The organism is Mesorhizobium sp. P2_E9 (genome assembly GCF_056403815.1).
Genome location: NZ_JBFUET010000003.1, coordinates 135290 through 159455, shown reverse-complemented (window position 1 = coordinate 159455; position 24166 = coordinate 135290). Strand labels below are relative to the sequence as shown.

Sequence of the window (24166 nt, the reverse complement as noted above, 5' to 3'; positions counted from 1 at the left end):
CCTTGATCCCGGACTCAGCTTCATATCGGCTCGCCAACGCCCGTCTTCACGCATCGCTGACGCCGGGGCTTGCTGCTGCCCGTGACGGGGATGGCTTTGCGCTGGTCGACATCGCTGTCGCCGATGGCAAGATCGTGGGGATTGCCCCGTATGATCGGGCAGCGGCACCAGCCGATGCCATCGACCTCGCCGGTCGCATCATGCTGCCGTGTTTCGTCGACTGTCATACGCATATCGACAAGGGCCATATCTGGCCGCGAAAGCCCAATCCCGATGGCACCTTCATGGGCGCGCTCAATGCCGCGGGCGCCGACCGCGTCGCGCGCTGGAGCGCCGAGGATCTAGCCAAGCGCATGGATTTTTCGCTGCGCTCGGCCTATGCGCACGGTACAAGGGCACTGCGCACCCATCTCGACAGCGTCGCGCCGCAAGAGGAAATCTCCTGGCCGGTGTTCGAGACGATGCGTGAGGCTTGGCGCGGCCGCATCGAATTGCAGGGCGCCTGCCTGCTCGGCATCGAGGGCGTGCGTGACAAGAAATGGTTCGACAGGCTGGCGAAACGGGTAGCCGCCGCCAAGGGCGTGCTCGGTGTCGTCACCTATATGGTGCCGGACCTGGAAGAACTGCTCGACCACGTCTTCGCGCAGGCGATCAAGCATGGCCTCGATCTCGATTTCCATGCCGACGAGACCGACGACGTCGCGGCGATCTCGCTGAAGAAGATCGCCGAGGCGGCACTGTGGAATGGCTTTGAGGGTAACATCCTCGTCGGCCATTGCTGCTCCCTGGCGCGCCAGCCTGACCTCGAGGTGCTGGACACGCTGGACAAGGTGGCGAAGGCGGGGCTGGCGGTGGTGTCGCTGCCGATGTGCAATCTCTATTTGCAGGACCGCCGCTCCGATCAGACCACGCCGCGCTGGCGAGGCGTGACGTTGCTGCATGAAATGAAGGCGAGGGGCATTCCGGTCGCCGTCGCTTCCGACAACACGCGCGACCCGTTCTATGCCTATGGCGATCTCGACATGCTGGAGGTCTACCGCATGGCGACACGCATCCTGCATTTCGACCATCCGGTCACCGACTGGCCGCAAGCGGTGACCGCGACGCCGGCCAAGGTGATGCGGCTCGAAGGTTTCGGCACGCTTGCCGTCGGCGGCGATGCCGACTTCATCCTGTTCAAAGGTCGAAGCTGGACCGAATTGCTGTCGCGGCCCGAATCGGATCGCATCGTCGTGCGCGCCGGACGAACGATCGACCGGCAATTGCCCGACTATGCCGAACTCGACGAACTGATGGTGGAATGATGGACGTTTCGGCGCTCAAACGCGATCTCGACGGGCTGAAACTCGACGACAATCCGGCCATCGTCCAGCAGAAGAGCCGTGACTTCTACTGGTACAGCCCGGTACTGAAGCAGCAGCTCGACCATGTCACCGGCGACCTGATCGTGACGCCGAAGACCGAAGCCGAGCTGATCCGCGTGCTGGCCGCCTGCCACCGGCATGGCATTCCGGTGACGCCGCGCGGCAGCGGTACTGGCAACTATGGGCAGGCAATGCCGTTGTCGGGCGGTGTGGTGCTCAATCTCGCCGAGATGAACGAGATCAAATTGATCGCGCCGGGACGCGTTGTGACCGGACCGGGCGCGGTGCTGGCAGATATCGACAAGGCGACACGGGCGCATTCCGGGCAGGAGTTGCGGCTGTCGCCCTCGACCTACAACACCGCCTCGATCGGCGGCTTCATCGCCGGCGGCTCGGGCGGCGTCGGCTCGATCAATTTCGGCGGGTTGCGCGATTTCGGCAATGTGCTGCGGCTGCGCGTGGTGACGATGGAGGCCGAACCGAAGGCGCTCGAACTCACCGGCGAAGACCTGCACAAGGTCACCCACGCCTACGGCACCAATGGCATCATCAGCGAAGTCGAGATGCCGCTGACTGCGGCCTATGAATGGGTCGATGTCATCGTCGGCTTCGATGCCTTCATGGATGCGGCGCGCTATGGCAATGCGCTGGCGTGCCAGGACGGCATCCTGACCAAGCTGATCACGCCGATCGCCGCACCCGTGCCGCAGCTCTATTTCAAGCGCCACCAGAAATTCCTAGGGGAAGGGCAGAGCATCTGCGTCGTCATGGTGGCGCAGCATGGGCTGGATGCCTTCCTCGCCTTCACTAGGCGCGCCGGTGGCGAGGTGATCTTCAACGCCGCGACCGCCACGCCCGAGGAGAAAAAAGGCCTGCCGCCGGCCTATGAGCTGGCCTGGAACCACACCACGCTGAGAGCGCTGCGCGTCGATCCCGACATCACCTATCTGCAGTCGCTCTATCCCTTTCCCAACCAGCTGGCGCTGGTCGAGAAGATGGATGCGATGTTTCCCGGCGAAGTGTTCTCGCATCTCGAATTCGTCCGGTTGGACGGCAACATCACCTGTTTCGGCCTGCCGCTGGTGAAATTCACCACCGAGGCGCGGCTCGACGAGATCGTGCGCCTGCATGAGGAAAATGGCTGCCCGATCTTCAACCCGCACCGCTACACGCTGGAAGAAGGCGGCATGAAGCAGACCGATGCCGTGCAACTCGCCTTCAAGCGCGAGACCGACCCGCAAGGCCTGCTCAACCCCGGCAAGATGATCGCCTGGGAAAATCCGGATTATGACTACCGTTCCGGACGGACGTTTTTGTTCAAGGGGCTGCAGAAGGCAGGTTGATGAACATCCTCGTCCTCTACGCCCATCCGGTCGAGACCAGCTTCAATGCCGGCCTGCATCGGTTGATCGTCGGGCGGTTGACGGCGGCGGGCCATACGGTCGATGACTGCGATCTCCACGCCGAGGATTTCGACCCGCGGCTGACGCGCCAGGAGAGGCTGGACTATCACAATCCGCGCGGCTCCGCGGATCCGGCAGCACCCTATGTCGAGCGCCTGTTGCGGGCCGATGCGCTGGTGCTTTCCTATCCGGTCTGGAACTACGGCTTTCCAGCGATCCTGAAAGGCTTCTTCGACCGCGTCTTCCTGCCCGGCGTGTCGTTCAGGCTGGTCGACGGCAAGGTGCAGCCGTCACTGCACAACATCGGGAAGGTCGCGGCGGTCACCACCTATGGCGGCAGCCGTTTCCGCGCCATTGTGATGGGCGATCCGCCGCGCAGACTGATCAAGCGCATGTTGCGTGCGACGGTAAAGCCGGGCGCACCGGTGACCTACCTCGCTCATTACGCGATGAACCTATCGACCGACCAAACGCGGAAATCCTTCATGACGAAGGTTGCAGCGAGCATGGATGCATTCTGATGCGGGTCCTCGTGGTCTATTGCCATCCGGTGCCGGAAAGTTTTTGCGCCGCGATCCGCGACACCGCTCTGGACGTACTGAAGGCGAGGGGCTGGGAGGTGCGGTTGCTCGACCTGTATGCCGAGAAATTCGACCCGGTGATGGGCTGCGAGGAGCGGCGCACTTACAATGACCAGGCGCCGCAGGACCCGGGGCTGAAGCCGCATTTCGAACTGCTCGGCTGGGCTGAAGCGATCCTGTTCGTCTATCCGACCTGGTGGTATGGGCTGCCGGCGATGCTGAAGGGCTGGCTCGACCGGGTGTGGGCGACGGACGTTGCCTTCAAACTGCCGGCGGGCAAGGGACGGATCAAATCGCTGATGACGCATGTGACCAAGGTCGGCGTCATCACCACCTGCGGTGCGCCGACCTGGTGGAGTGTGGTTGTTGGCCAGCCCGGGCGCAAGACATTGCTGCGTGGCATGCGGGCGCTGTGCGCGAGAAGATGCAGGACGTTCTTCCTGGCGCATTATCTGATGGATGCCTCGACGCCGACGACGCGGGCGGCGTTTCTGGCGAAGGTGCGGGTGAAGCTGGAACGGTTTTAGCTTTCTTCGCCCCGTTTACGGGGAGAAGATGGCGGCAGCCAGATGAGGGGCAGCGCGAACTTGGGAGAGGCTGGCGCCGCCCCTCATCCGCCCTTCGGGCACCTTCTCCCCGTAAACGGGGAGAAGGAAGAGGGCGCTATATCCTCGTCCGCTCGGCTTTCGGGTCATACATCGGCTTCAGCGATGCTTCCGCCGCAAACCTTTCACCAGCGATCTCGATTTCATAGGAGGAGGCCAGCACATCTGCCTCGCTCTCGCCCTGGCACGGCACATAGCCCAACCCGACGGCGCCACCGAGATGGTGGCCGTAATTGCCTGACGTGATCGGGCCGACGATCTTGCCGTCGCGCAGGATCGCTTCATTGTGGAAGAGCAGGGGCTGCGGGTCTTTCAGGCGGAACTGCACCAGCCGGCGGTTCCATCCGGCTTCCTTCTTCTTCAGCACGGCATCGCGGCCGATGAACTCGCCCTTGGCCGTTTTGACGGCAAAACCGAGCCCGGCTTCCAGCACGTTATCCTCATCGGTGATGTCATGGCCGAAATGGCGAAAGGCCTTTTCGATGCGGCAGGAATCCAGCGTGTGCAGGCCACAGAGTTTCAGGCCGACATCCGCGCCGGCCTCGTCGATCGCCTCGAAGACATGGGCTGCCTGGTCCGTTGAGACGTAAAGTTCCCAGCCGAGTTCGCCGACATAGGTGACTCGGTGAGCGCGGGCGAGACCCATGCCGATTTCTATCTCCTGAAACGTCCCGAACGGATTTTTCTCATTTGAGAAATCGTTGGGGCTGACTTTCTGGATCAGCTTTCGCGCATCGGGACCCATCAGGCAGAGCACGCTTTCGGCGGCCGTCACGTCGGTGACGACGACGAATTCGTCGGCGAGATGTTTTCTGAGCCACGCCAGATCGCGCTGTAGCGTGGCACCTGGCACGACGAGGAAGTAGGCGGTTTCCGACAGGCGTGAGACGGTGAGGTCGCTCTCGATGCCGCCGCGCCGGTTGAGCATCTGGGTGTAAACGATCTTGCCCGGCGCCACGTCCATGTCGTTGGCGCACAGTCTTTGCAGGAAGGCGCAGGCGTCGCGGCCTTCGACGCGGATCTTGCCGAACGAGGTCATGTCGAACAGGCCGACGCGGTTCCTGACCGCCAGGTGCTCCTCGCGCTGATTGTCGAACCAGTTCTGCCGCTTCCAGGAATAGCGGTATTCGCGCTCCTGGCCCTCGCGGGCGAACCAGTTGGCGCGCTCCCAGCCGGCGACTTCGCCAAACACCGCACCGCGCGCCTTCAAATGTTCATGAAGGGGCGAACGCCTGACATTCCTCGACGTTGCCATCTGGCGATAGGGGAAATGGTCGGCATAGAGCAGGCCGAGCGTTTCGGAGACGCGCTCCTTGAGATAGCGGCGGTTCTTCTGGAAGGGCTGGGCACGGCGGATGTCGACTTCCCAGAGATCGAAGGGCGCTTCGCCATCGTTGATCCATTGCGCTAGCGCCATGCCGGCGCCGCCGGAGGAGACGATGCCGATCGAATTGTAGCCGGTCGCCATCCAGTAGCCGGACAATTCCGGCGCCTCGCCGAGATAGTAGCGGTCGTCAGGCGTGAAGCTCTCGGGGCCGTTGAAAAAGGTGTGGATGCCGGCGGTGGCCAACATCGGCATGCGGTTGACGCCCATTTCGAGGATCGGCTCGAAATGGTCCATGTCCTCAGGCAACTGGTCGAAGCAGAAATCCTCGCGGATGCCATCCATGCCCCAGGGCTTGGCCACTGGCTCGAAGGCGCCGAGCATCATCTTGCCGGCGTCTTCCTTGTAGTAGGCGCACTCGTCCGGCACACGCAGCACCGGCAGGCGGCTGAGGCCCGGGATCGGCTCGGTGACGAGATAGAAATGCTCGCAGGCGTGCAGCGGGATGGTGACGCCGTTCTGGGCGCCCAGTTCGCGCGCCCACATGCCGGCGCAGTTGACGACGATGTCGGCCTCGATGGTGCCTTGTTCCTCGCCCTGTGCCCAGGACACGCCAGTGACGCGGCCCGCCTTGGTGTGGACCTTCGTCACCTTCACATTCTCGACGATGGTGGCGCCGCGCTGGCGCGCACCCTTGGCCAAAGCCATGGCTATGTTGGCGGGATCGCATTGGCCATCGAGCGGCAGGTGGACGGCGCCGACGACGTCGGAGACATTGAGATGCGGGTACATCTGCTTGACTTCATTGGGTGAAATCTCGCGCACATCGACATCGAAGGCGCGGGCGAGCGACGCCTGCCGGTAGATTTCGTGCTTGCGCTCCTCGGTCAGCGCCACGGTGATCGAGCCGACCTGGCGCATGCCGGTGCCGACTTCGGTCTCGGCTTCCAGCTTGACGTAGAGGTCGGCGGAATATTTCGCCAGCCGCGTCATGTTCTGCGAACCGCGCAACTGGCCGATCAGGCCGGCGGCATGCCACGTCGTGCCCGACGTCAGCTGCTTGCGTTCGAGCAGCACGATGTCGGTCCAGCCGAGCTTGGCCAGATGATAGGCGACCGAACAGCCGGAAACGCCGCCGCCGATGATGACCGCGCGGGCCTTGGTAGGGATAGTCTTGGTGGTCATGCGGCCTCGCGGCGATAGGTGGAAGCAAAACGGCGCAGCCGAAGTGCTGCTTCCTGGAGAATCGGCTCCGGCTGGCAGAGGCTGATGCGGATGTGGCCGGCGGCGGCTTCGCCGAAGCTGGAGCCCGGCATCACGCCGACATTCTCCTTGTCGAGAAAGGCAAAGGCGAATTTCTCGTCGTCGGGTTCGACCTCGGATATGTCGAGCATGACATACATGCCGCCTTCGGACCCGCGCACGGCGACATCGTTCATGCCGCGCACGGCATCAAGGAAGACGGTGCGGCGCGCCGCGTAGCGCTCGGCAATGTCCTTCACGCCGTAATGGTTCTCCAGCGCCTCGGCACAGGCGACCGAGATGAAGGCCGGCAGGCCGTAGGTGGTCACCAGGTTGAGGTTGACGAGCAGGGTGATCATCGCTTCAGGACCGGTCAGCCAGCCCATGCGCCAGCCGGTCATGCCATGGCTCTTGGACATGGAATTGATGACAAGCGTGCGCTCGGCCATGCCGGGCAGCGAGCGCGGCGAGACATGCTCGCCGCCGCCCAGCGTCCAGTAGACCTCGTCCGACAGCAGCCAGAGGTCGTACTCCCTGCAGATCTCGGCCAGTTGTTCGAGCCGCTCACGCGAATAGACCGCACCGGTCGGGTTGTTCGGCGTGTTGATCAGGATGGCGCGCGTGTTGGGCTTGAGCGCAGCGCGGATCATGTCGGCGTGCGGCTGGAAACCGTCCTCGGCCGGCGTCTCGACGACGGTGAAACTGGCGCCTGCGGCACTGAACGTGTTGGGGTAGGTGGCGTAGTAGGGGGCAACGACGATGGCGTGGTCGCCCTGGTCGAGCACGGCCTGCACCGCCGCATAGAGTGCGGCCTGGCCGCCTGGCGTGGCGATGACCTGATCCGGCGTCGTCTCGACGCCGGTGCAGGCGCTGGAGGCTGCCGCCATTGCCTGGCGCAGGCGCGGCAGGCCGGGCAGCGGCGTGTAGTGGTGATTGCTGCCGCGAACCGCGGCCACGCAGGCCTCGATCGTTTGCGAGGGCGTGTCGAAATCATGGTCGCCGACCGACAGCATGATGATGTCTTCGCCGGCCGCCTTGCGGGCCCAGGCGGCCGAGTGGACCTCCCAGCCGTCCTTGCCTGACGGGACGATGCCGGAAATGCGCGATGATGGTCTAGGCATGCAAAACTCCCGAGATTTCGTAACCATCCTGCCGCAGTCGATCGCGCAGCGCGGCGATATGCGGCGGTCCGACTTCGCAGCAGCCGCCGACGATGTCGGCACCTGCCTCCACCCAGCCGATCGCCTGCTCGGCATAGGCGTCCGGGCCGAGGTCGTGGCGGGCATGCAGCACATCGACGGTACCGCCGTGCTTGAGCGCCTCCGTGGAGGTGAAGCCATTGGCATAGGCGCCGACCGGGCCGCCGAGATCGATCAGTTCAGGCAAGGCGGCGGCGATCGCTTCCGGCCGGCAGCAGTTGAGCAGCCGCGCGGCTATCGGCAGGCCATCGAGCGCGCTGGCCGCGGCGGCTATTGTTTCGCCGCTGCGCAGCCGCGGCGTGCCGTGATCGGCGAGCGTCCACGACACCCAGACAGGCTTGCCGCTCTCAGCGGCCGCGGTGACGGCCGCACGCGCTTCATCGGCAGAGGCCATGGTTTCGCACAGGAAGAGATCGACGCCGTCCGCCTGCTCGGCGACGATGCGGCGGTAGATGTCGAGCGTCTCCTGGTAAGAGATCGTCAGCGCCGGGGCGTAGCTGCCGAAAAGCGGCGACAGGCAGCCGGCGATCGCTGCGTCGCCAGCTTCGTCGCAGGCTTGCCTGGCCAGTTCGATGCCACGCTTCTGCAACGGCTTGAACAGGTCCTCGGCGCCCTCGCGCGCCAGGCGTTCGGGTGTCGCCGAATAGGTGTTGATGGTGATGACGCGGGCGCCGGCGCGGATGAATTCGGCATGCAGGTCGCGCACCAGATCGGGTTCGTCGATCAGCACCCTGGCCGACCACAATGGCGTCGGCTCGGATTTGCTGCGCCGGACCAGTTCCTGACCCATACCACCGTCGGTGAGGATGACTTTCTTCATGCTCTCAGTCTTTCGTTCTTCGGATCCCACAAAGGTTCGTCGTTCTGCACGATCGCCTTGAAACGGTCGCCAAAGATTTCGACCTCGACTGATGTGCCGGGCGCGGTCAAATCGGCGCGCAACATGCCGAGCGCGATCGACTTGCCGATGCGATGGCCCCAGCCGCCGGACGTGGTCTCGCCGACGATCTGGCCGCCATGCCACAGCGTCGACATGTAGGGTGCGTCGCAATCGCCGGGGTTTTCGACGACCAGCGTGACGAAGCGCTTCTTCACGCCTTGCTGCTTCTCGTTCTGCAGCGCGGCTTTGCCACGGAAGTCGGGCTTTTCCCATTTGACGAAGCGCTCGAGCCCGCCCTGCAGGATGGAATAGTCGGTAGAGAGATCGCCTTTCCAGGTGCGATAGCCTTTTTCGAGCCGCAGCGAATCCAGAGCGTACATGCCGAACGGCTTCAGGCCATGCTGTTGTCCTGCCACACAAACGGCATCGAAGATGGCGGCTGTGTCGTCGACCCTGGTGTGGATTTCCCAGCCGAGTTCGCCGGCGAAGGAAACACGCACGAGCTTGGCCCAGCGGCCGGCGATCTTCGTTTCCTGATGCGTCAGCCACGGCAGGGTAAGGTCGGCGTCGCAGACTTCGGCGAGGATTTGTCGCGAATTGGGGCCGGCCAGGATCTGGGTGGAGAATTCCTCGGTCCGGTCGATCAGCTTGAATGGCGCGTCCTTGGGAATGCGCGATTTCAGCCACTCGAAATCATGCCATTGCGCGACCGCGGCGGTGATCAGCGTCATCACATTCTCGTCGTGGCGCACGACGGACATTTCTGTGACGATGCGGCCCTTGTCGTCAGCGAAGTAGACGAGGCCGATGCGGCCGGGCTTCGGCACCAGTCCGGTGACCTGCAGGCTCAGCCATTCTGCGGCACCGTGGCCTTCGAGGTTGAAGCGCGAGAAGCCCGGCAGGTCCAAAATGCCGGCGGCGTCGCGCACCGCCAGGCATTCCTCGCGCACGCGATGCTGCCAGGGACCTTCGCGGCGGAAGGTCAGCGTGGCTTCTTCGGAGATGTCGTCGCCGGGCTGCGCATACCAGGTGGCGCGCTCCCAGCCATTATAGGCGTCGAAGCGACCGCCGAACGCCTTGATGCGGTCGTGGATCGGCGACAGTTTCCGGTCACGTCCTTCCGGCCAGGCATGGCGCGGGAACTGGATGGCATACTCATTGCCGTAGATCTCGAGACCCTTGGCGACGCAATAGTCGGGTGCGGCGGCAAAAGAGGTGAAGCGGCGCGGATCGCAGGACCACATATCCCATTCCGTCTGGCCTTGCGTGACCCATTCGGCCAGCACCTTGCCGGCACCACCGCCTTGGGCGATGCCGAAGGTGAAGACGCAGGCCTCGAAGGCGTTGGGCACGCCAGGCATCGGGCCGATCAGCGGATTGCCGTCCGGTGCATAGGGGATCGGCCCGTTGATGACCTTGGACAGGCCGGCCGTGCCGAGGATCGGCACGCGGGCGACGGCGTCGGCCAGGTAATGCTCCAGCCGGTCGAGATCGTCGGGGAAGAGCTGGAAGGAGAAATCCTCCGGCATGGGATCATTGTGGGTGGCCCAATGCGCGCGGCAATTGCGCTCATAGGGGCCGAGATTCATGCCGGCCTTTTCCTGGCGCAGATAATAGGAAGTGTCGACATCGCGCAGCAGCGGCAGTTTCTTGCCCTGTTCCTTCGACCAGGCCGCGAGTTCGGGGATTTCCTCGAACAGGATGTATTGGTGGCTCATCACCATCATCGGCACTTCGCGGCCGAACATCCGGCCCACTTCAGCGGCGCGGTAGCCGGCGGCATTGACGACGATCTCGCAGCGGATCTCGCCTTGCGGCGTGGCTACCACCCATTCGTCGTTTTCGCGGCGCACGCCGGTGACCGGGCAGAAGCGGATGATTTTCGCACCCATGTCGCGCGCGCCCTTGGCCAACGCCTGGGTAAGCTGCGCCGGGTCGATGTCGCCGTCGCTCGGGTCGTAGAGAGCGCCTTTCAAATCATGCGTTTCGATGAAGGGATAGCGCAGCTTGATCTCGTCGACGCCGACCACGTCGATGTCCATGCCCTGATAGCGGCCCATGCCCTTGGCACGCTGGAATTCCTGCATGCGCTCTTTCGAATGGGCAAGCCGCAGCGAACCGGTAACGTGGTAATTCATGGGGTAGTCGACTTCGGCACCCAGCCGGCGATAAAGCTCGGTCGAATAGCGCTGCATGTTCATCAGCGACCAGGACGAGGAGAAGGTGGGCACATTGCCGGCGGCATGCCAGGTCGAGCCCGAGGTCAGCTCGTTCTTTTCCAACAGCACGCAGTCGGTCCAGCCCGCCTTGGCAAGATGATAGAGCGAGGAGGTGCCGACAACACCACCTCCGATGATCACCACGCGCGCCGTGCTCGGCAAACCCGCCATGTTTGTCTCCCAGACCGAAGCGCGTCGCGCTTCTATTTTTTGTTTTGATGCATGTCGTTATCCCAAAACCGCTGCACACTTTTGGGCGACATGCATTTCAATAAACCGGTGGTGAAACCACCCAGATGACAACCGCCGGCTCGGTGCCCGGATTGCGCCAGCGATAGGGCTTGCCTTCGAAGCGGAAGGAATCGCCTTCGCCGAGCCGGTGCCAGACGCCCGCTATCTCGATCTCGAAAATACCGGAGGCGATATACCCGGCTTCCTCGGTCGGCCGCAGCTGCTCGGTCTTCATCTCCGCGCCCGCCGCGAAGATCGAGCGCACCATCTCGAAGCTACCACCGAGATCGGGCGACAGGAGTTCTTCCACCAGGCCGGATTCGCTGGTGCCAAGCGTGCGGCGCCTGCCGGCGCGAACAATGACACCACGCTCGCTTTCGACCGGTACGTCATGGCTGAAGAACAGGCTGATCGGCACGCCGAACAGTTCGGCAAAGGCCCTGAGGTCGCTGAGCGATGGCGTCGACAGGCCGCGCTCGACCTGGCTGACCCAGCCGACCGAACGGCCGAGCTTCAGGGCGATTTCGGTGAGCGTCAGCCCACGTGCCCGGCGCAGCGCTCTGATATCGCCGGCCAGCACGCGTTCGTCAGGTCCCTGCAATGTTCGTGCGCTAGGAGACGCCAAAACGCTCACTTCATGAAAATTTCGATCCGAATTTCATGAGAAATCAAGCTCATGAAAAAATCAAGCAGAATTTCACCAATGCTCAAGATTTACTTGCAGGATTTTGACGGTTCATGCAAAGGCTCCGCCGCGAGCGGCGAGTGGGGACGTCCGATCGATACAAAGGCTAAGGGACGGCCCATGCTGGAAAAGAAGGCTCGAATTGCCGATGAGGCCGAGATCGTCGACGAGGCGATCGTGTCGCGCCGTTCGGTGCGCGCATTTCTGCCCGATATGATCGACGACGAGACGATCCGCGACATTCTCGCGGTTGCGGCACGCGCTCCCTCCGGCACCAACATGCAGCCATGGCGGGTCTACGTCACCAAGGGCGAGACCAAGAAACAGATATCGGATGCTATCCTGAATTCCGGTATCCGCGCCGAAAAGGCCGACTGGGACGAGTATCGCTATTATCCGACCCAGTTCTTCGAGCCGTATCTCACCCGCCGCCGTGCCAATGGTTTCGGGCTTTACGGCGCGCTCGGCATAGGCCGCCGCGAGGTCAACAAGATGCGTGCCCAGCACGACCGCAACTTCGTTTTTTTCGACGCGCCGGTCGGCATGATCTTCACCATCGACCGCCGCCTCAATCAGGGCTCGTGGATCGACTACGGCATGTTCCTGCAGAACATCATGGTCGCGGCGCGGGGCAGGGGTCTGCACACCTGCCCGCAGGCGGCCTTTGCGCCCTATCACCGGCAGATCCGGCCGGTGCTCAACATTCCCGACGAGGAGATCGTCGTCTGCGGCATGGCTCTTGGGTATGAGGACGTTTCCAAGCCGGAAAACGCCTTCCGCACCGACCGCGTGCCGCTGGAAGAGTGGGTGACGTTCAGCGAATAGTTTCGCCACGCCGGTAGCACGCCGACGCGAGCGACACGTCCTATTCCGTATTCATCTGCATGCCGTGGCCGCTGACATGGGCGCCGTCCTGCGGCGTCAGCTTGAGATAGGCAAGCAGCGCGCAGAGCGTGATGACGCCTTCGATCGCGAACAGGATCCGGAAATCATTGGTCACCGCAGGCCCGCCGCCGGCCAGGAACGACAGCATCGCCGCCGCCAGGCCGACGCTGATCGCCACCGCCAGCTGCCAGAGGATGTAGTAGAGCGCGCTGAAGCGGGCGAGCTGTTCGGGGGCGATGTCGGAATAGGCGAGGTTTCCGGTCGAGGCCCATTGTATGGACCGGAAAACACCGAAAATGAAGATGTAGCCAAGCACGATCCAGACCGGCGTCGTCGCCTGCATCAAGGCGAAACCGGCAACCATGACGGCAATAACCGGCGTGTTGAAGACCAGGACGCGGCGGAAACCGAACCGGTTGAGGACGCGCGGCATGAAGAAACGCATGATCACGGAGCCGAGCGCGGCGACGAAGGTCAGCGATCCCGCCTGCACCGCGCTCATGCCGAAACCGAGCTGGAACATCAGCGGCAGCAGGAAGGCGACGGAACTGAGGCCGATCGTGTCCAGGCCGCCGCCGGTGAGGAACGAGATACGGAAGGTGCGGATGCGCAGGAGCTTGAGGTCGAGCAGGGGATTGGGCACGCGTAGGCAGTAGAGCGAGGCGATCGACAGGATGACGACCGCCAGCGCCAGTTCACCGGCGATCATGCCGCCGACCGCGTCTTTGGCGGCAAGCGAGTCCATGCCGAAGACCAGCAGGATCATGCCGCTGCCGACCAGCAGGAAGCCTGGAAAATCAAACCGCGTGCGCACTGGCTTGGTCACCGTCGGAAACAGTGAGGCGGCAAGGACTGCCGCGGCCAGCGCAAACGGCACGTTGATGAAGAAGATCCAGCGCCAGGAGATGTAAGTGGTCAGCGCGCCGCCGACGAGCGGCCCGACCAGCGGCCCGGTCTGGCTGGCCACGGAGATATACATGTTGACCTTGAGCGTGCGGCTGCGCGGAAAGCTCGACAATATCACGACCTGGCCGAGCGTGCCCATCAGCGCACCGCCGAAGCCCTGCAGAGCGCGGGCACCGACCAGCATCCAGATGTTGTCGGACAGTCCGCACAGCGCCGATGAGCCGGCGAACACCAGCAAGGCAAAGCAGTAGACGTTTCGCAGGCCGAAGCGGTCGGCGGCCCAGCCACCAAGCGGCATCGAGATGATCAGGCTGGCGACATAGACGGTGATCAGAAGGCCGAGTTGGCTCGGCGGGCGGGCGAGGCTTTCACCGATGCCGGGCAGGGCCGTCACCACGACATTCTGGTCGAGGCTGGTCATGAACACGCCGCAAGCGACCGTCAGCGGCAGCAGGAGCAAGGCTCTGGCCGACACATCGGCGCGATCCGTGGCGCCGGCGGATAGTTCTGCGGTCATGGGGATGTTCGAACCAAACGAATGTGCCGAGTCAGAGACGGGATTTTTATACCCCTTGGGCCGATCCGGCGGCCACGTTTTTCCACCATGGCCGCCCGCGGCGCGATTCTCTAGCGGCAGAACCGGCCGGCATTGAGGCCAGAAGCAGCAGTGGCGCGGCCATCCGGCTGCACCACCTACTGCACCTCGTAGCCGACTTCCTCGCTGGCGTGGCAGAGCGCCTTCCAGAATGAGCGCGCGAAGGAGCGGAAGACGTAGATGTCGAACTGGTCGGCGCCGGTGCGCTGGATCTGGGCGAAGACATCGTGATGGGTGGTCGAGCGGCCAGCGCCGGCCGGGAACGCCGGCAGCGCGAAGTCGATGGCGAAGAATTTCGCCAGCACCCATTCTGCTTTCGGCCCGGCGATGCGTATGGCGGTGCGGCCGTGCGACAGGTCGGTCACCGTGCCGATGGCCGGCGTCACCACCTTGACGAAGGAAGCGGCCAGCCCTTCGGCTTCATCGGCCACGGTGAACTTTCCCGGCGCGAAGCCGAACACCGATTTCACGCCGTCGCTCAGGCCGCCGCCGGCGCCGTCGGGCAGGGCAAGCCCGGTGACGGTGCGGATGGCAGCGATCAGCGTCTTCTCTTCGCCCGGCCAGGCGGCGAGCTGCACGATCGAGCCCGGCCGCGTTTCGGTGAGGATGATCTCGACGCCATGCTCGAAATTGCCATGCGAGCCGACATGAAACTCCGGCTCGAGAGGGGATTGGCGCTCAACCATGCATGCGGGTCCCTTCCGGATCGTAGAAATGGTTGGAGACGATTTCGACCGGCCCGAAGCGGTTGCGCAAGGGATCGGAGACATGGGCGCGGGTGCCGTGCCTTACCTTACCGCCCTCGACCAGCGCCAGCGCGATATGCTTGCCGAGCGCCGGCGAATAGCAGCAGGCGGTGATGTGGCCGATCGAGCCGTGCGGATCGGCCTCGTCAAGCTCTTCGACAATGTGCGCGCCGCCATTGAGCGGCCGATTGTCGAGCGCGATCAGGCCGACCAGTTCCAGACGGTCGGATGCGATCAGGCCTTCGCGGTCCATCATCGCCGAGCCGATGAACGGCTTCTTCTTCGACAGCATCCAGTCGAGATGCAGGTCGCGCGCCGTGGTGCGGCCGTCGATCTCGGCGCCGGTGACATGGCCCTTCTCGATGCGCATCGTGCCCAGCGCCTCAAGCCCGTAGGTGACCAGCCCGAACGGCTTGCCGGCCTCGACCAGCGCTTCCCAGACATGGGTGCTGTGGCCGGCGCCGGAATAGACCTCAAAGGCCATTTCACCGGAGAAGGACAGGCGGCAAATCATCACCGGCACGCCGGCTATCTCGCCGCGCACGATGCCCATGAAGGGCAAGGTCGCATTGTCGACGGCGGTGCCGGTGACGCAGGCGGCGAGGATCTGCCTGGCCTTTGGCCCGCCGATCGCGGCCCCCGCCCATTCGTCGGTCACCGAGGTGACGTGAACCTTCAACTCCGGCCAGATCACGTCGAGGAAATATTCCAGATGCTGCATCACCTTGCCGGCATTGGCGGTGGTGGTGGTCATCAGGAAATCCTGCTCGCCGAGCCGCCAGGTGGTGCCGTCGTCAAAGGCGAGGCCGTCCTCGCGCAGCATCAGGCCATAGCGCGCCTTGCCGACGGCGAGCGTCGAAAACATGTTGGTGTAGACGCGGTCGAGGAATGCGGCGGCGTCGGGGCCCTGCACGGCAATCTTGCCCAGCGTCGAGACATCGACGATGCCGGCGCTCTCGCGTGTCGCCTTGGCCTCGCGCACATAGGCCTGCTCGACCGTTTCGCCTGAAAGTCCGTAGATCATCGGCCGGTACCAGAGGCCGGCCGAATACATCGTCGCGCCATTGGCGATGTGCCAGTCATGCATCGGCGTCAGCCGCTCGGGCCTCAGGTCGCCAAAGCGTTCCGCCGCCAGCGAACCGATCGAGACCGGCGCAAAGGGCGGCCGGAAGCGCGTCGTGCCGACCTCGGGGATAGGTTTGCCCAGCGCTTCTGCCATGATGGCGAGGCCGGGAACATTGGAGCTCTTGCCCTGGTCGGTCGCCATGCCAAGCGTGGTGTAGCGCTTCAGATGCTCGACCGAGACGAAGCCTTCGCGATGCGCCAGGCGGACATCTTCTGCGGTTACGTCATGCTGGAAGTCGACGAAGCTCTTGCCCTTGGCCCTGATCTCGAAGACCGGCGCCGGATCAGGATCGCCGGGTACGGCTTCGACCGTGGGCAATGCCGCCGGCGTGCTCGTTCCACCTGCGGCAGCAAGACCGGCGGCGCGGCCTTCGGCGATCGCCTCGGCCGTGGAAAAACTGCCGGTGAAGGCGCCGGCGCCGATCCATTGCTGTGTCGGCTTCGGCGGCAGAAAGGCCTGCCGTGCGGCATTCCATTCCGCTTTGGCGCCGGCCTGGCTGGCGAGATGGATGGTCGGCGACCAGCCGCCGGACATCAGCAGGCAGTCGGCATGGATGCTGCGTTCATCGCCGCTCAGCGCACCGGTGACCATGTCGAAACGCTGGACCTTGACGCCGGAGACCGCCTTGCCGCCCTCGGTGGCGACGACGGCGTGACCGGCCAACAGTTCGGCTCCGGCCTCCGTCGCCAGCTTGCGCATCTCTGGCGAAAGTTCGGACCTGACGTCGGCGATGGCGACAATCGCCGCACCGGCCCTCTTCAAGGCAACGGCCGTGCGATAGGCACTGTCATTGTTGGTGAACAGCGCGATCCGCTCGCCCGGCAGCACGCCGAACTCGTTGGCATAGCGCTCGGCGGCATGGGCCAGCATCACGCCCGGCCGGTCATTGCCCGGGAAGACCAATGGACGCTCGAAGGCGCCGGTAGCAAGGACCACGGATTTGGCGCGGATCGCCCAGTAGCGATGGCGCGGCTCGCCCTTGGCGGGCTGCTCCTTGTGGTCGCTCACCCGTTCGAGTGCCGCAAGCGTGTTGTTGTCGTAGTAGCCCCACACCGTGGTGCGCGGCAAAAGCCGGACGTTGTCGCGACCTTCGAGCTGGGTAACGGTGCGGCGCGCCCAATCGGCTGCCGGCGCGCCATCGATGGTTTCATCGGACCAGTTGGTGGTGCCGCCGAAACGCCGTTCGAGATCGGCCAGCATGACGCGGGCGCCCTGATCGGCGGCGGCCTTGGCGGCCATCAGGCCGGCCGGACCGGAGCCGACCACCAGCACGTCGCAAAAGGCGTTCATGCGTTCGTAGCGGGCCGGGTCCTTTGCCGATCCGGCGCTGCCGAGACCGGCGGCGCGGCGGATGAAATGCTCGCACAACATCCAGAAACGCGTGCCCTTCAGCGGGCCGACCACCGGTCCCATGAAGGTCTTGTAGTAGAAACCGGCCGACAGGATCTTGCCGCCAAGCTGGTTGATGGCATTGACGTCCCAGGCCAGCGACGGAAAGCGGTTCTGGCTGATCGCCACCAGCCCGTCATGGATCTCGACCATGGTCGCCGGAATGTTGGGCTCGCGCACCTCGCCCTTCAGCACCGTCACCAGCGCATTCGGCTCCTCGACGCCCGCCGTGAGCAGGCCGCGCGGGCGATGGTATTTGAACGAGCGCCCGAAAAGCGTGACACCCTTGGCCAGCAGCGCCGACGCCAGCGTGTCGCCGGCATGGCCGGTATAGGCAACGCCGTCGAAGGTGAAGCGGATCGTCTTCAGCCGGTCGATGCGGCCGCCAGTGTCGGTGCGGCGCGGGCTCATGCCTTGTCCTCCGCCTTGCGGCGCGTGGCCGAGGTATGATCGCCGCGCACGAAGGCGACGCTGGAGATCTCATGCGTCAGGGTGTTGCGCACGACCCTCAGATGCGCGCGGCAACCGCCGGAATGCTGCCAGATTTCATTGTGATCGCCGGCCGGGTTCAGCCGGTCATAGACATAGGCGTTCCATGCCTCGAAATTCTGCGAGGCCGGGTCAGGCCGCTCACGATTGCCGTCACCCTGGTAGGTGAACTCGATGACGTCGCGCGGGCCGCAGTAGGGGCAAGTGATCAACATTCAATTGTATCTTCTTGTTTGACCATGATCTTATCGGAAAACCGGCGTCCACTTTTCCGGATCATGGTCTAATGCAGCCTCGGATTCGCGCCCTGGCCCTTGTCGTCGATGACGAGGCCGCGGTGGAAACGGTCGAGTGTAAACGGCGCGTTGAAATCGTGCGGCTCATCCTTGGCGATGGTCCAGGCGAAGGTCCATCCGGAGGCCGGCGTCGCCTTGAAGCCGCCATAGCACCAGCCGCAATTGAGATACATGCCGGGTAGCGGGCCGGTGGTGATGATGGGCGAGCCATCCATCGACATGTCGCAGACGCCGCCCCAGGAGCGCAGCATGCGCACGCGGGCGAGGCCCGGGAACAGCGCCAACATCTCGCTCATCACCTCGTCGACGACGGGCAGGTTGCCGCGCTGGGCGTAGCTGTTGTAGCCGTCGATATCGCCGCCATAGATGAGACCGCCCTTGTCGGACTGCGACATGTAGAAGTGGCCCATGCCGAAGGTCACGACCGTGTCGATGAAGGGTTTTAGCGATTCCGTGACGAAAGCCTGCAGCACATGGCTCTCGATTGGCATCGTCTCGATGCCGGCCAGTTGCATGACGCGCCCGGTGCTGCCGGCCACCGCAACCGCCACCTTCTTGGCCCTGATGTCGCCGCGCGAGGTGGTGACACCGGTGACGCGGTCGCCATCGCGCAGGAAACCGGTGACCTCGCAATTTTCGACGATGTCGACGCCACGGCGGTCGGCGCCGCGCGCATAACCCCAGGCGACGGCATCGTGGCGGGCAGTGCCGGCGCGCCGCTGCATCAGGCCGCCGACCACGGGAAAGCGCGCCTCGCTGGAAATATCGAGCGCCGGGATCAGGCGCTTGATCTCGGCAGGCGTCATCAGTTCGGCATCGACGCCGAGATGGCGCATGGCATTGCCGCGCCTGGCATAGTCGTCGAACTGGGCCGGCGTGTGCGCCAGGTTCAGGCAGCCGCGCTGCGAGAACATGACGTTGTAGTTGAGCTCGTGCGAGAGGTTCTCCCACAGCTTCATCGAATGCTCGTAGAAGCGGGTATTGGCCGGCAGCAGGTAGTTCGAGCGCACGGCCGTGGTGTTGCGGCCGACATTGCCGGAGCCGAGCCAGCCCTTTTCGAGCACCGCGACATTGGTGATGCCATGTTCCTTGGCCAGATAGTAAGCGGTCGCCAGTCCATGGCCGCCGCCACCGATGATGATGACATCATAGGAAGCCTTCGGGTCGGGCTTGCGCCAGGCCGGCTTCCAGTCCTTGTTTCCCTTGAGCGCGTTCGCGAGCAGCGAAAAGGCCGAGTACTCTGCCATCATTGTCATCCGGTTCAGGCGATGCGGCAGACTATAGAGCAGGCCGCATCCGCAAAGCCAATATTGCGCCATGGCCTTTCGACTGACCGACGCCGCGATGCGACGGCTTGCCCCATGATATGGCCGTCTTTATCAAGGACAGGCTTTTTGAATGCCTTTGCCGCCGATGAGTCGCCAACAAATCATGCTTTTTCGATTGCTTCGCCTCTTCCTGATCCTCGCGCTCGTCGTTTCGGCGCAGCCTTCGTTCGAGGCGATGGCGCAGGCGCTTGGCCAGGGCTCCGCCGGCCTGATCACCGATCAGCAGAAAGTTATCCAGGGCCTGACGGCCAAGACGGACGATCTCGAGAAGAAAATACAGCAGGACGGTGAGGACGATGCCTCACTCGTGGATATCCGCCTGCAACTGGAGGATCTGTCGCGGGCGGCACTCACCAGTGCGCTGGCCTTCCGTTCGCGGCTCACCGACATCAACAATCGCATCGAGGTGCTCGGCCCGCCGCCGGCGGCAGGCCAGCCGCAGGAGCCCGACATCGTGACCGGCGAACGCCAGGCGCTGGCGTCGGAAAAGGCCGAGATCAACGCTGTCGTCGCCAGCGCACAGAACCTGTCGATACGCATCAGCGGGCTGATCGACAAGATCGGCAATATGCGCAGCGAGCTGTTCCGCAACTTTTTGAGCAAGCGCTACGTGCTAACGGATGCGTTGAGCCCACAGGTTTTTTCCGACGCCCGCGACGAGTTCAACAATTTCTACAAGGCGGTGTCGTCCTGGTTGAGCTTCGCCTTCAAGTTCAAATTCCAGGCCGTCCTCGCGGCAACTTTCGTGGCGCTCGGCTTGGCGCTGGTGCTGCTGGTCGGCGGCAGGCGCCTGTTCGGGCGCATGTTCGAGGCCGACCCCAGCAACGAAGACCCATCCTATCTCAGCCGCCTGACGGTGGCCTTCTGGTCGACATTGCTGCCGACCCTGGCGGTCGGCGCCTTTCTCGGCTCGACCATTTTCTTTTTCAATTACTACAACGTATTGCGTGGCGACATTGGCCTCTTCCTGAACGCGATGGCGACGGTCATTGGCGTGGTGTTCTGCGTCAACCGGCTGACCAATGCGGCGTTGGAGCCGCGGCTGCCAAACTGGCGCCTGATCCCAGTCGAGACCGGGCCGGCGCGCTGGCTGGTGCGTCTGGCCACCGCCATGGCGGTGGTCATCTCAGTCAACACCTTCCTGTCTGTTATCAACGACAAGATGGGATCGCCGCTGTCGCTGACCATCGCGCGCAGTTTCGTCGCCACCATTGTCGTCGGCATCATCCTGATCCTGATGGCGATGCTGCGACCGTTCAAGGCGCGCGACGGAAGCTGGCGGCCGTGGCCGGCATGGCTGCGCTACCTGGCGCTGGCGCTTGGCCTGTTCACCATCATAGCCGCCTTGCTTGGCTATATCGGCCTTGCCCTGTTCGTCTCGTTGCAGGTCGTGGTCACCGGCACGGCGCTGATCACCGCCTATATCGGCTTCCTGTCGGCGCGCGCGATCGGCGAGGAGGGGGCTTTCGCCAACACATCTGTCGGGCGCTGGCTGTCGACCAATTCGAGTTACGAAGACACCGCGCTCGATCAGCTCGGCCTTGTCGTCAGCATAGCCATCAACCTCTTGATCGTGCTGGTTTTCCTGCCGCTGATCCTGTTGATGTGGGGCTTCCAGCCCGGCGACATCCAGGCCTGGGCCTACAAGCTCGCGACCGGGATCAATATCGGTTCGGTGACGATTTCGGTCACCGGCATCCTTTCGGGCATCATCGTCTTCGTCATAGGCTACTTCCTGACACGCTGGTTCCAGGGCTGGCTCGACGGCTCCGTCATGGCGCGCGGCAAGGTCGATACCGGCGTGCGCAACTCGATCCGGCTGGCGGTCGGCTATGCCGGCGTGGCGCTGGCGGGGCTGGTCGGCATATCAGCGGCGGGCATCGATCTCTCCAGCCTGGCGCTGGTCGCCGGTGCGCTTTCCCTCGGTATCGGCTTTGGCCTGCAGAATGTGGTGTCGAATTTCGTCTCCGGCCTGATCCTTTTGGCCGAACGGCCGTTCAAGGTCGGCGACTGGATCGTCGCCGGCGACGTCAGCGGCACGGTCAAGAAAATCAGTGTGCGCGCCACCGAGATCGAGACGTTCCAGCGGCAGTCGGTGATCCTGCCCAATTCAAACCTGATCAACAATGCCGTCGGCAACTGGACGCATCGCAACAAGCTCGGCCGCATCGACATCAAGGTCGGCGTCGCCTATGGCAGCGACGTCAAGCAGGTCCATGCCATCCTGCTCGAGATCGCACGCAGCCACCCGATGGTGCTGAAGAACCCCGAACCCTTCGTGCTGTTTTCCAATTTTGGACCGGCGGCACTCGAATTCGAGATCCGTGTGTTCCTGGCCGATGTGATGAACGGCAACATCGTCCAGAACGACGTCCGCTTCGCCGTGCTGGAGAAATTCAGCGACCAGCATATCGAAATACCCTCGACGCCGCGCGCCGTTATCGAGACCAAACATGCGAAGGCCTGGCCGACCGACGACGACAAGATCGAGGCCGACTTCGCCGAACAGGAACAGGCGAAGGTGGAAGCCGCGGCCGAAGCGAAACGGGCCGCCAAGCCGCGCAAGTCAAGGAAGCCCGATCCGGACTAGATCGGGAATCCGTAGGCCTCAAGTCCATCCAAAACCAATTGCGGCATGAATGCGGCATTCAGTTGCGGTTCAGCTTCCATCTCATATAAGCTCCCATGCAAAGGGCGAAAATGCCTTGCGAAATGCAACAGAGGCGGTGGGAACACCGATACTGCAAAATGTGGAAGTCTCTCGTCGCTGCCGTCGCCTTGCTCGCTGTGAGCGGCTCGGCTCATGCCGCCAGCGCGGTCAACAAGGACGCCGAGACCCGCACGCTGGTCGTGACGGAGGGCGGCAGCAAGACCGAGCTTGCGCTGGCCGGCGGTGAAACCGTCGAGTTCTGCCAGAACGGCTGCTTCGTCATGTTGCCGAACGGTGACCTCGAAGCCCTGACCGGTTCGGAAACCGTCGAAATCTCGGGCGGTGTCGCCCGCATCAAGTAATCTCAATGGCATGACTGGAAAGGCCGGGCAATTTGCTCGGCCTTTTATCGTTTCCGGTAGCCGTTGTTTAACAATGACGCCGGAAATACCGGTGCGGCAGCCGCCTGCAACCAGGCGTTTTAACGTTCGCTACGCCATCCCCCGCTATACCAGCGTCAAGACGCCGAAACGGCGCGCAACCAGATTCCGGTTTCCCGGATCATACGCTGGCAGGGCAGGACGGACATGGACGCGCGGTCGGACAGGAACGCAATACCGCTTGCGGTCGATCTCGACGGCACGCTGATCGCAACCGACCTGTTGTGGGAAGGCTTGTTCCTTCTCCTCAAGAAGAACCCGCTCTATATTTTCCTGGTGCCATTCTGGGCTGCCGGCGGGCCGGCGCGGCTGAAACAGGCGATCGCGCAGCGCATCGACATAGACCCCGCGACACTGCCCTATCGCGCGCCGCTGCTCGACCGGCTGCGCACTGAGCACAGCGAAGGCCGCAAGATCGTGCTGGCGACCGGCACGCCGCGCAAATTCGCCGACGCCATAGCAGCCCATCTCGGCATTTTCGACCGGGTGCTGGCGACCGATGGTTTCGACAATCTCACCTCCGGCAAGAAGCGCGCCTCGCTGATCTCAGCCTATGGCGATGGCGGTTTCGACTATGCCGGCAACAGCCGCCATGACCTGCAGGTTTTCGACGCCGCGCGCAATGCGATTGTCGTGGCACCCGACCGTCATGCCGCGCGCTGGCAGGCGGCGCATGGCGCCGAAACAATGCCGGTGCCGAAGCCGACCTTGCGGACCATCGTCAAGATGCTCCGCGTGCATCAGTGGCTCAAGAATTCGCTGATCGCCGTGCCGATGGTGCTGTCGCACGAATATTTCAACACCAACATGATCTGGCAGTGCCTGCTGGCGTTCATCTCGTTCAGCGCGGTGGCGTCCGCCATCTATATCCTCAACGATTTCTTCGACCTCGCACTCGACCGCAAGCACGTCACCAAGCGCAACAGACCGTTCGCCAGCGGCGCACTGTCGATCCCGTTCGGCCTCGGTGCGATCGTCGTGCTGTTGGCGATCGGCATCGGCACCAGCCTGTTTTTGCCGATCCAATTCCTCGGTGTGCTCGGCGGCTACTTGGTCGTCACCACAGCCTATTCGCTGTCGTTCAAGCGCATGCTGCTGGTCGATGTGCTGACGCTTGCCGGCCTCTACACGATCCGCGTGCTCGCCGGTGCGGCGGCGACCGGCGTCGACGTCTCGTTCTGGCTGCTCGCCTTCTCGATCTTCTTCTTCTTGTCGCTGGCGCTGGTGAAGCGCTTCGTCGAATTGCGCACCACCGCCATTCCGCCCGGTGAACGCATTGCCGGCCGCGGTTATCGCACCGAAGACCAGGAGATCGTCGCCCAGGCAGGCATGGCCTCGGCCTTCTCCTCGGCGCTGGTGCTGGCGCTCTACATGGACAGTGTCGCGGTGCGCGAACTCTATCCGCATCCCTGGCTGATCTGGCCGCTGCCGCCGATCGTGCTTTACCTCACCATGCGCGTCTGGATCCTGGCGCGCCGCGACGAGATGCATGACGACCCGGTCGTCTTCATCATCCGCGACTGGCGCAGCCAGATCGTGGTGCTGATCGGCGCCGTGCTGCTGGTCATCGGGGGCTGGTAGGC

At 63.6% G+C, this 24166-nt stretch carries 18 protein-coding genes; 8 read left to right on the top strand and 10 right to left on the bottom strand.

Features of this window, described 5'->3' with window-relative positions; translation table 11 throughout:
* Positions 1 to 2 precede the first annotated feature (2 nt).
* The 4 genes from AC1D05_RS06775 to AC1D05_RS06760 are packed head-to-tail and all read left to right on the top strand — an operon-like array spanning position 3 to position 3875.
* Positions 3 to 1304, top strand: coding sequence for a cytosine deaminase (locus tag AC1D05_RS06775; protein WP_477439392.1), 1302 nt, complete (start codon positions 3 to 5; stop codon positions 1302 to 1304).
* Positions 1304 to 2707 carry an FAD-binding oxidoreductase gene (locus AC1D05_RS06770; protein WP_477439934.1) on the top strand — a complete coding sequence of 468 codons (1404 nt, stop codon included), beginning with the start codon at positions 1304 to 1306 and terminating at the stop codon, positions 2705 to 2707. The genes AC1D05_RS06775 and AC1D05_RS06770 overlap by 1 nt, the downstream gene beginning before the upstream one ends.
* Positions 2707 to 3288: an NAD(P)H-dependent oxidoreductase gene (locus AC1D05_RS06765; protein WP_477439390.1), complete on the top strand. Its 582-nt coding sequence runs from the start codon at positions 2707 to 2709 to the stop codon at positions 3286 to 3288. Before AC1D05_RS06770 ends, AC1D05_RS06765 begins: the two co-directional genes overlap by 1 nt.
* Positions 3288 to 3875 (top strand): NAD(P)H-dependent oxidoreductase, encoded by a 588-nt coding sequence (locus AC1D05_RS06760; protein WP_477439388.1) that lies wholly within the window; start codon positions 3288 to 3290, stop codon positions 3873 to 3875. Before AC1D05_RS06765 ends, AC1D05_RS06760 begins: the two co-directional genes overlap by 1 nt.
* Positions 3876 to 4011: 136 nt before the next feature.
* On the opposite strand, the gene AC1D05_RS06755 is transcribed toward AC1D05_RS06760, so the two are convergent.
* From AC1D05_RS06755 to AC1D05_RS06735, 5 genes are all read right to left on the bottom strand, one after another.
* Complete coding sequence (locus AC1D05_RS06755; protein ID WP_477439386.1) at positions 4012 to 6462, bottom strand: GcvT family protein; 2451 nt, start codon at positions 6460 to 6462, stop codon at positions 4012 to 4014.
* Positions 6459 to 7640, bottom strand: coding sequence for a pyridoxal phosphate-dependent aminotransferase (locus AC1D05_RS06750; protein ID WP_477439384.1), 1182 nt, complete (start codon positions 7638 to 7640; stop codon positions 6459 to 6461). The genes AC1D05_RS06755 and AC1D05_RS06750 overlap by 4 nt, the downstream gene beginning before the upstream one ends.
* Positions 7633 to 8538, bottom strand: coding sequence for a homocysteine S-methyltransferase family protein (locus tag AC1D05_RS06745; RefSeq protein WP_477439382.1), 906 nt, complete (start codon positions 8536 to 8538; stop codon positions 7633 to 7635). The genes AC1D05_RS06750 and AC1D05_RS06745 overlap by 8 nt, the downstream gene beginning before the upstream one ends.
* On the bottom strand, positions 8535 to 10988 hold the full coding sequence (locus tag AC1D05_RS06740) for a GcvT family protein (protein ID WP_477439380.1): 2454 nt from the start codon (positions 10986 to 10988) through the stop codon (positions 8535 to 8537). Before AC1D05_RS06740 ends, AC1D05_RS06745 begins: the two co-directional genes overlap by 4 nt.
* 97 nt (positions 10989 to 11085) lie before the next feature.
* The gene (locus tag AC1D05_RS06735) at positions 11086 to 11628 is read right to left on the bottom strand and encodes a helix-turn-helix domain-containing protein (protein ID WP_477439932.1); all 543 of its coding nucleotides are present in this window, start codon (positions 11626 to 11628) and stop codon (positions 11086 to 11088) included.
* A 225-nt stretch (positions 11629 to 11853) separates the two neighbouring features.
* On the opposite strand from AC1D05_RS06735, the gene AC1D05_RS06730 reads away from it, so the two are divergent.
* Positions 11854 to 12558, top strand: coding sequence for a nitroreductase (locus AC1D05_RS06730; RefSeq protein ID WP_477439378.1), 705 nt, complete (start codon positions 11854 to 11856; stop codon positions 12556 to 12558).
* 40 nt (positions 12559 to 12598) lie between these two features.
* Here the strand turns inward: AC1D05_RS06730 and AC1D05_RS06725 are convergent, their stop codons facing one another.
* From AC1D05_RS06725 to AC1D05_RS06705, 5 genes are all read right to left on the bottom strand, one after another.
* On the bottom strand, positions 12599 to 14041 hold the full coding sequence (locus AC1D05_RS06725) for an MFS transporter (protein ID WP_477439376.1): 1443 nt from the start codon (positions 14039 to 14041) through the stop codon (positions 12599 to 12601).
* Positions 14042 to 14217: 176 nt separating this feature from the next.
* Entirely contained in the window at positions 14218 to 14805 is a 588-nt protein-coding gene (locus AC1D05_RS06720) for a sarcosine oxidase subunit gamma (RefSeq protein ID WP_477439374.1), read from the bottom strand.
* A complete protein-coding gene (locus AC1D05_RS06715; protein WP_477439372.1) occupies positions 14798 to 17791 on the bottom strand; it encodes a sarcosine oxidase subunit alpha in 2994 nt (997 codons plus the stop codon). Before AC1D05_RS06715 ends, AC1D05_RS06720 begins: the two co-directional genes overlap by 8 nt.
* Positions 17788 to 18084 (bottom strand): sarcosine oxidase subunit delta, encoded by a 297-nt coding sequence (locus AC1D05_RS06710; RefSeq protein ID WP_477439370.1) that lies wholly within the window; start codon positions 18082 to 18084, stop codon positions 17788 to 17790. The genes AC1D05_RS06715 and AC1D05_RS06710 overlap by 4 nt, the downstream gene beginning before the upstream one ends.
* A 68-nt stretch (positions 18085 to 18152) precedes the next feature.
* Positions 18153 to 19412, bottom strand: a complete 1260-nt coding sequence (locus tag AC1D05_RS06705) for a sarcosine oxidase subunit beta (protein ID WP_477439368.1) — start codon at positions 19410 to 19412, stop codon at positions 18153 to 18155.
* Positions 19413 to 19596: 184 nt separating this feature from the next.
* Here AC1D05_RS06705 and AC1D05_RS06700 point away from each other — a divergent pair, with 184 nt between their 5' ends.
* The 3 genes from AC1D05_RS06700 to AC1D05_RS06690 all read left to right on the top strand — a co-directional run bounded on the left by AC1D05_RS06700 (position 19597) and on the right by AC1D05_RS06690 (position 24164).
* The gene (locus AC1D05_RS06700; RefSeq protein WP_477439366.1) at positions 19597 to 22083 is read left to right on the top strand and encodes a mechanosensitive ion channel family protein; all 2487 of its coding nucleotides are present in this window, start codon (positions 19597 to 19599) and stop codon (positions 22081 to 22083) included.
* Positions 22084 to 22241: 158 nt separating this feature from the next.
* Positions 22242 to 22505: a hypothetical protein gene (locus AC1D05_RS06695; RefSeq protein WP_027043909.1), complete on the top strand. Its 264-nt coding sequence runs from the start codon at positions 22242 to 22244 to the stop codon at positions 22503 to 22505.
* 225 nt (positions 22506 to 22730) lie between these two features.
* A complete protein-coding gene (locus tag AC1D05_RS06690) occupies positions 22731 to 24164 on the top strand; it encodes a UbiA family prenyltransferase (protein WP_477439364.1) in 1434 nt (477 codons plus the stop codon).
* The last annotated feature ends 2 nt before the right edge of the window (positions 24165 to 24166 follow it).

What these genes read in the sequence shown, in the direction of transcription:
- AC1D05_RS06725 (WP_477439376.1), bottom strand. Translation starts at nt 14,041, where the DNA reads ATGACCGCAGAACTATCCGCCGGCGCCACGGATCGCGCCGATGTGTCG.
- AC1D05_RS06705 (WP_477439368.1), bottom strand. Translation starts at nt 19,412, where the DNA reads ATGGCAGAGTACTCGGCCTTTTCGCTGCTCGCGAACGCGCTCAAGGGA.
- AC1D05_RS06710 (WP_477439370.1), bottom strand. Translation starts at nt 18,084, where the DNA reads ATGTTGATCACTTGCCCCTACTGCGGCCCGCGCGACGTCATCGAGTTC.
- AC1D05_RS06770 (WP_477439934.1), top strand. Translation starts at nt 1,304, where the DNA reads ATGGACGTTTCGGCGCTCAAACGCGATCTCGACGGGCTGAAACTCGAC.
- AC1D05_RS06690 (WP_477439364.1), top strand. Translation starts at nt 22,731, where the DNA reads ATGGACGCGCGGTCGGACAGGAACGCAATACCGCTTGCGGTCGATCTC.
- AC1D05_RS06695 (WP_027043909.1), top strand. Translation starts at nt 22,242, where the DNA reads ATGTGGAAGTCTCTCGTCGCTGCCGTCGCCTTGCTCGCTGTGAGCGGC.
- AC1D05_RS06755 (WP_477439386.1), bottom strand. Translation starts at nt 6,462, where the DNA reads ATGACCACCAAGACTATCCCTACCAAGGCCCGCGCGGTCATCATCGGC.
- AC1D05_RS06750 (WP_477439384.1), bottom strand. Translation starts at nt 7,640, where the DNA reads ATGCCTAGACCATCATCGCGCATTTCCGGCATCGTCCCGTCAGGCAAG.
- AC1D05_RS06745 (WP_477439382.1), bottom strand. Translation starts at nt 8,538, where the DNA reads ATGAAGAAAGTCATCCTCACCGACGGTGGTATGGGTCAGGAACTGGTC.
- AC1D05_RS06760 (WP_477439388.1), top strand. Translation starts at nt 3,288, where the DNA reads ATGCGGGTCCTCGTGGTCTATTGCCATCCGGTGCCGGAAAGTTTTTGC.
- AC1D05_RS06730 (WP_477439378.1), top strand. Translation starts at nt 11,854, where the DNA reads ATGCTGGAAAAGAAGGCTCGAATTGCCGATGAGGCCGAGATCGTCGAC.
- AC1D05_RS06715 (WP_477439372.1), bottom strand. Translation starts at nt 17,791, where the DNA reads ATGAGCCCGCGCCGCACCGACACTGGCGGCCGCATCGACCGGCTGAAG.
- AC1D05_RS06765 (WP_477439390.1), top strand. Translation starts at nt 2,707, where the DNA reads ATGAACATCCTCGTCCTCTACGCCCATCCGGTCGAGACCAGCTTCAAT.
- AC1D05_RS06720 (WP_477439374.1), bottom strand. Translation starts at nt 14,805, where the DNA reads ATGGTTGAGCGCCAATCCCCTCTCGAGCCGGAGTTTCATGTCGGCTCG.
- AC1D05_RS06700 (WP_477439366.1), top strand. Translation starts at nt 19,597, where the DNA reads ATGCTTTTTCGATTGCTTCGCCTCTTCCTGATCCTCGCGCTCGTCGTT.
- AC1D05_RS06740 (WP_477439380.1), bottom strand. Translation starts at nt 10,988, where the DNA reads ATGGCGGGTTTGCCGAGCACGGCGCGCGTGGTGATCATCGGAGGTGGT.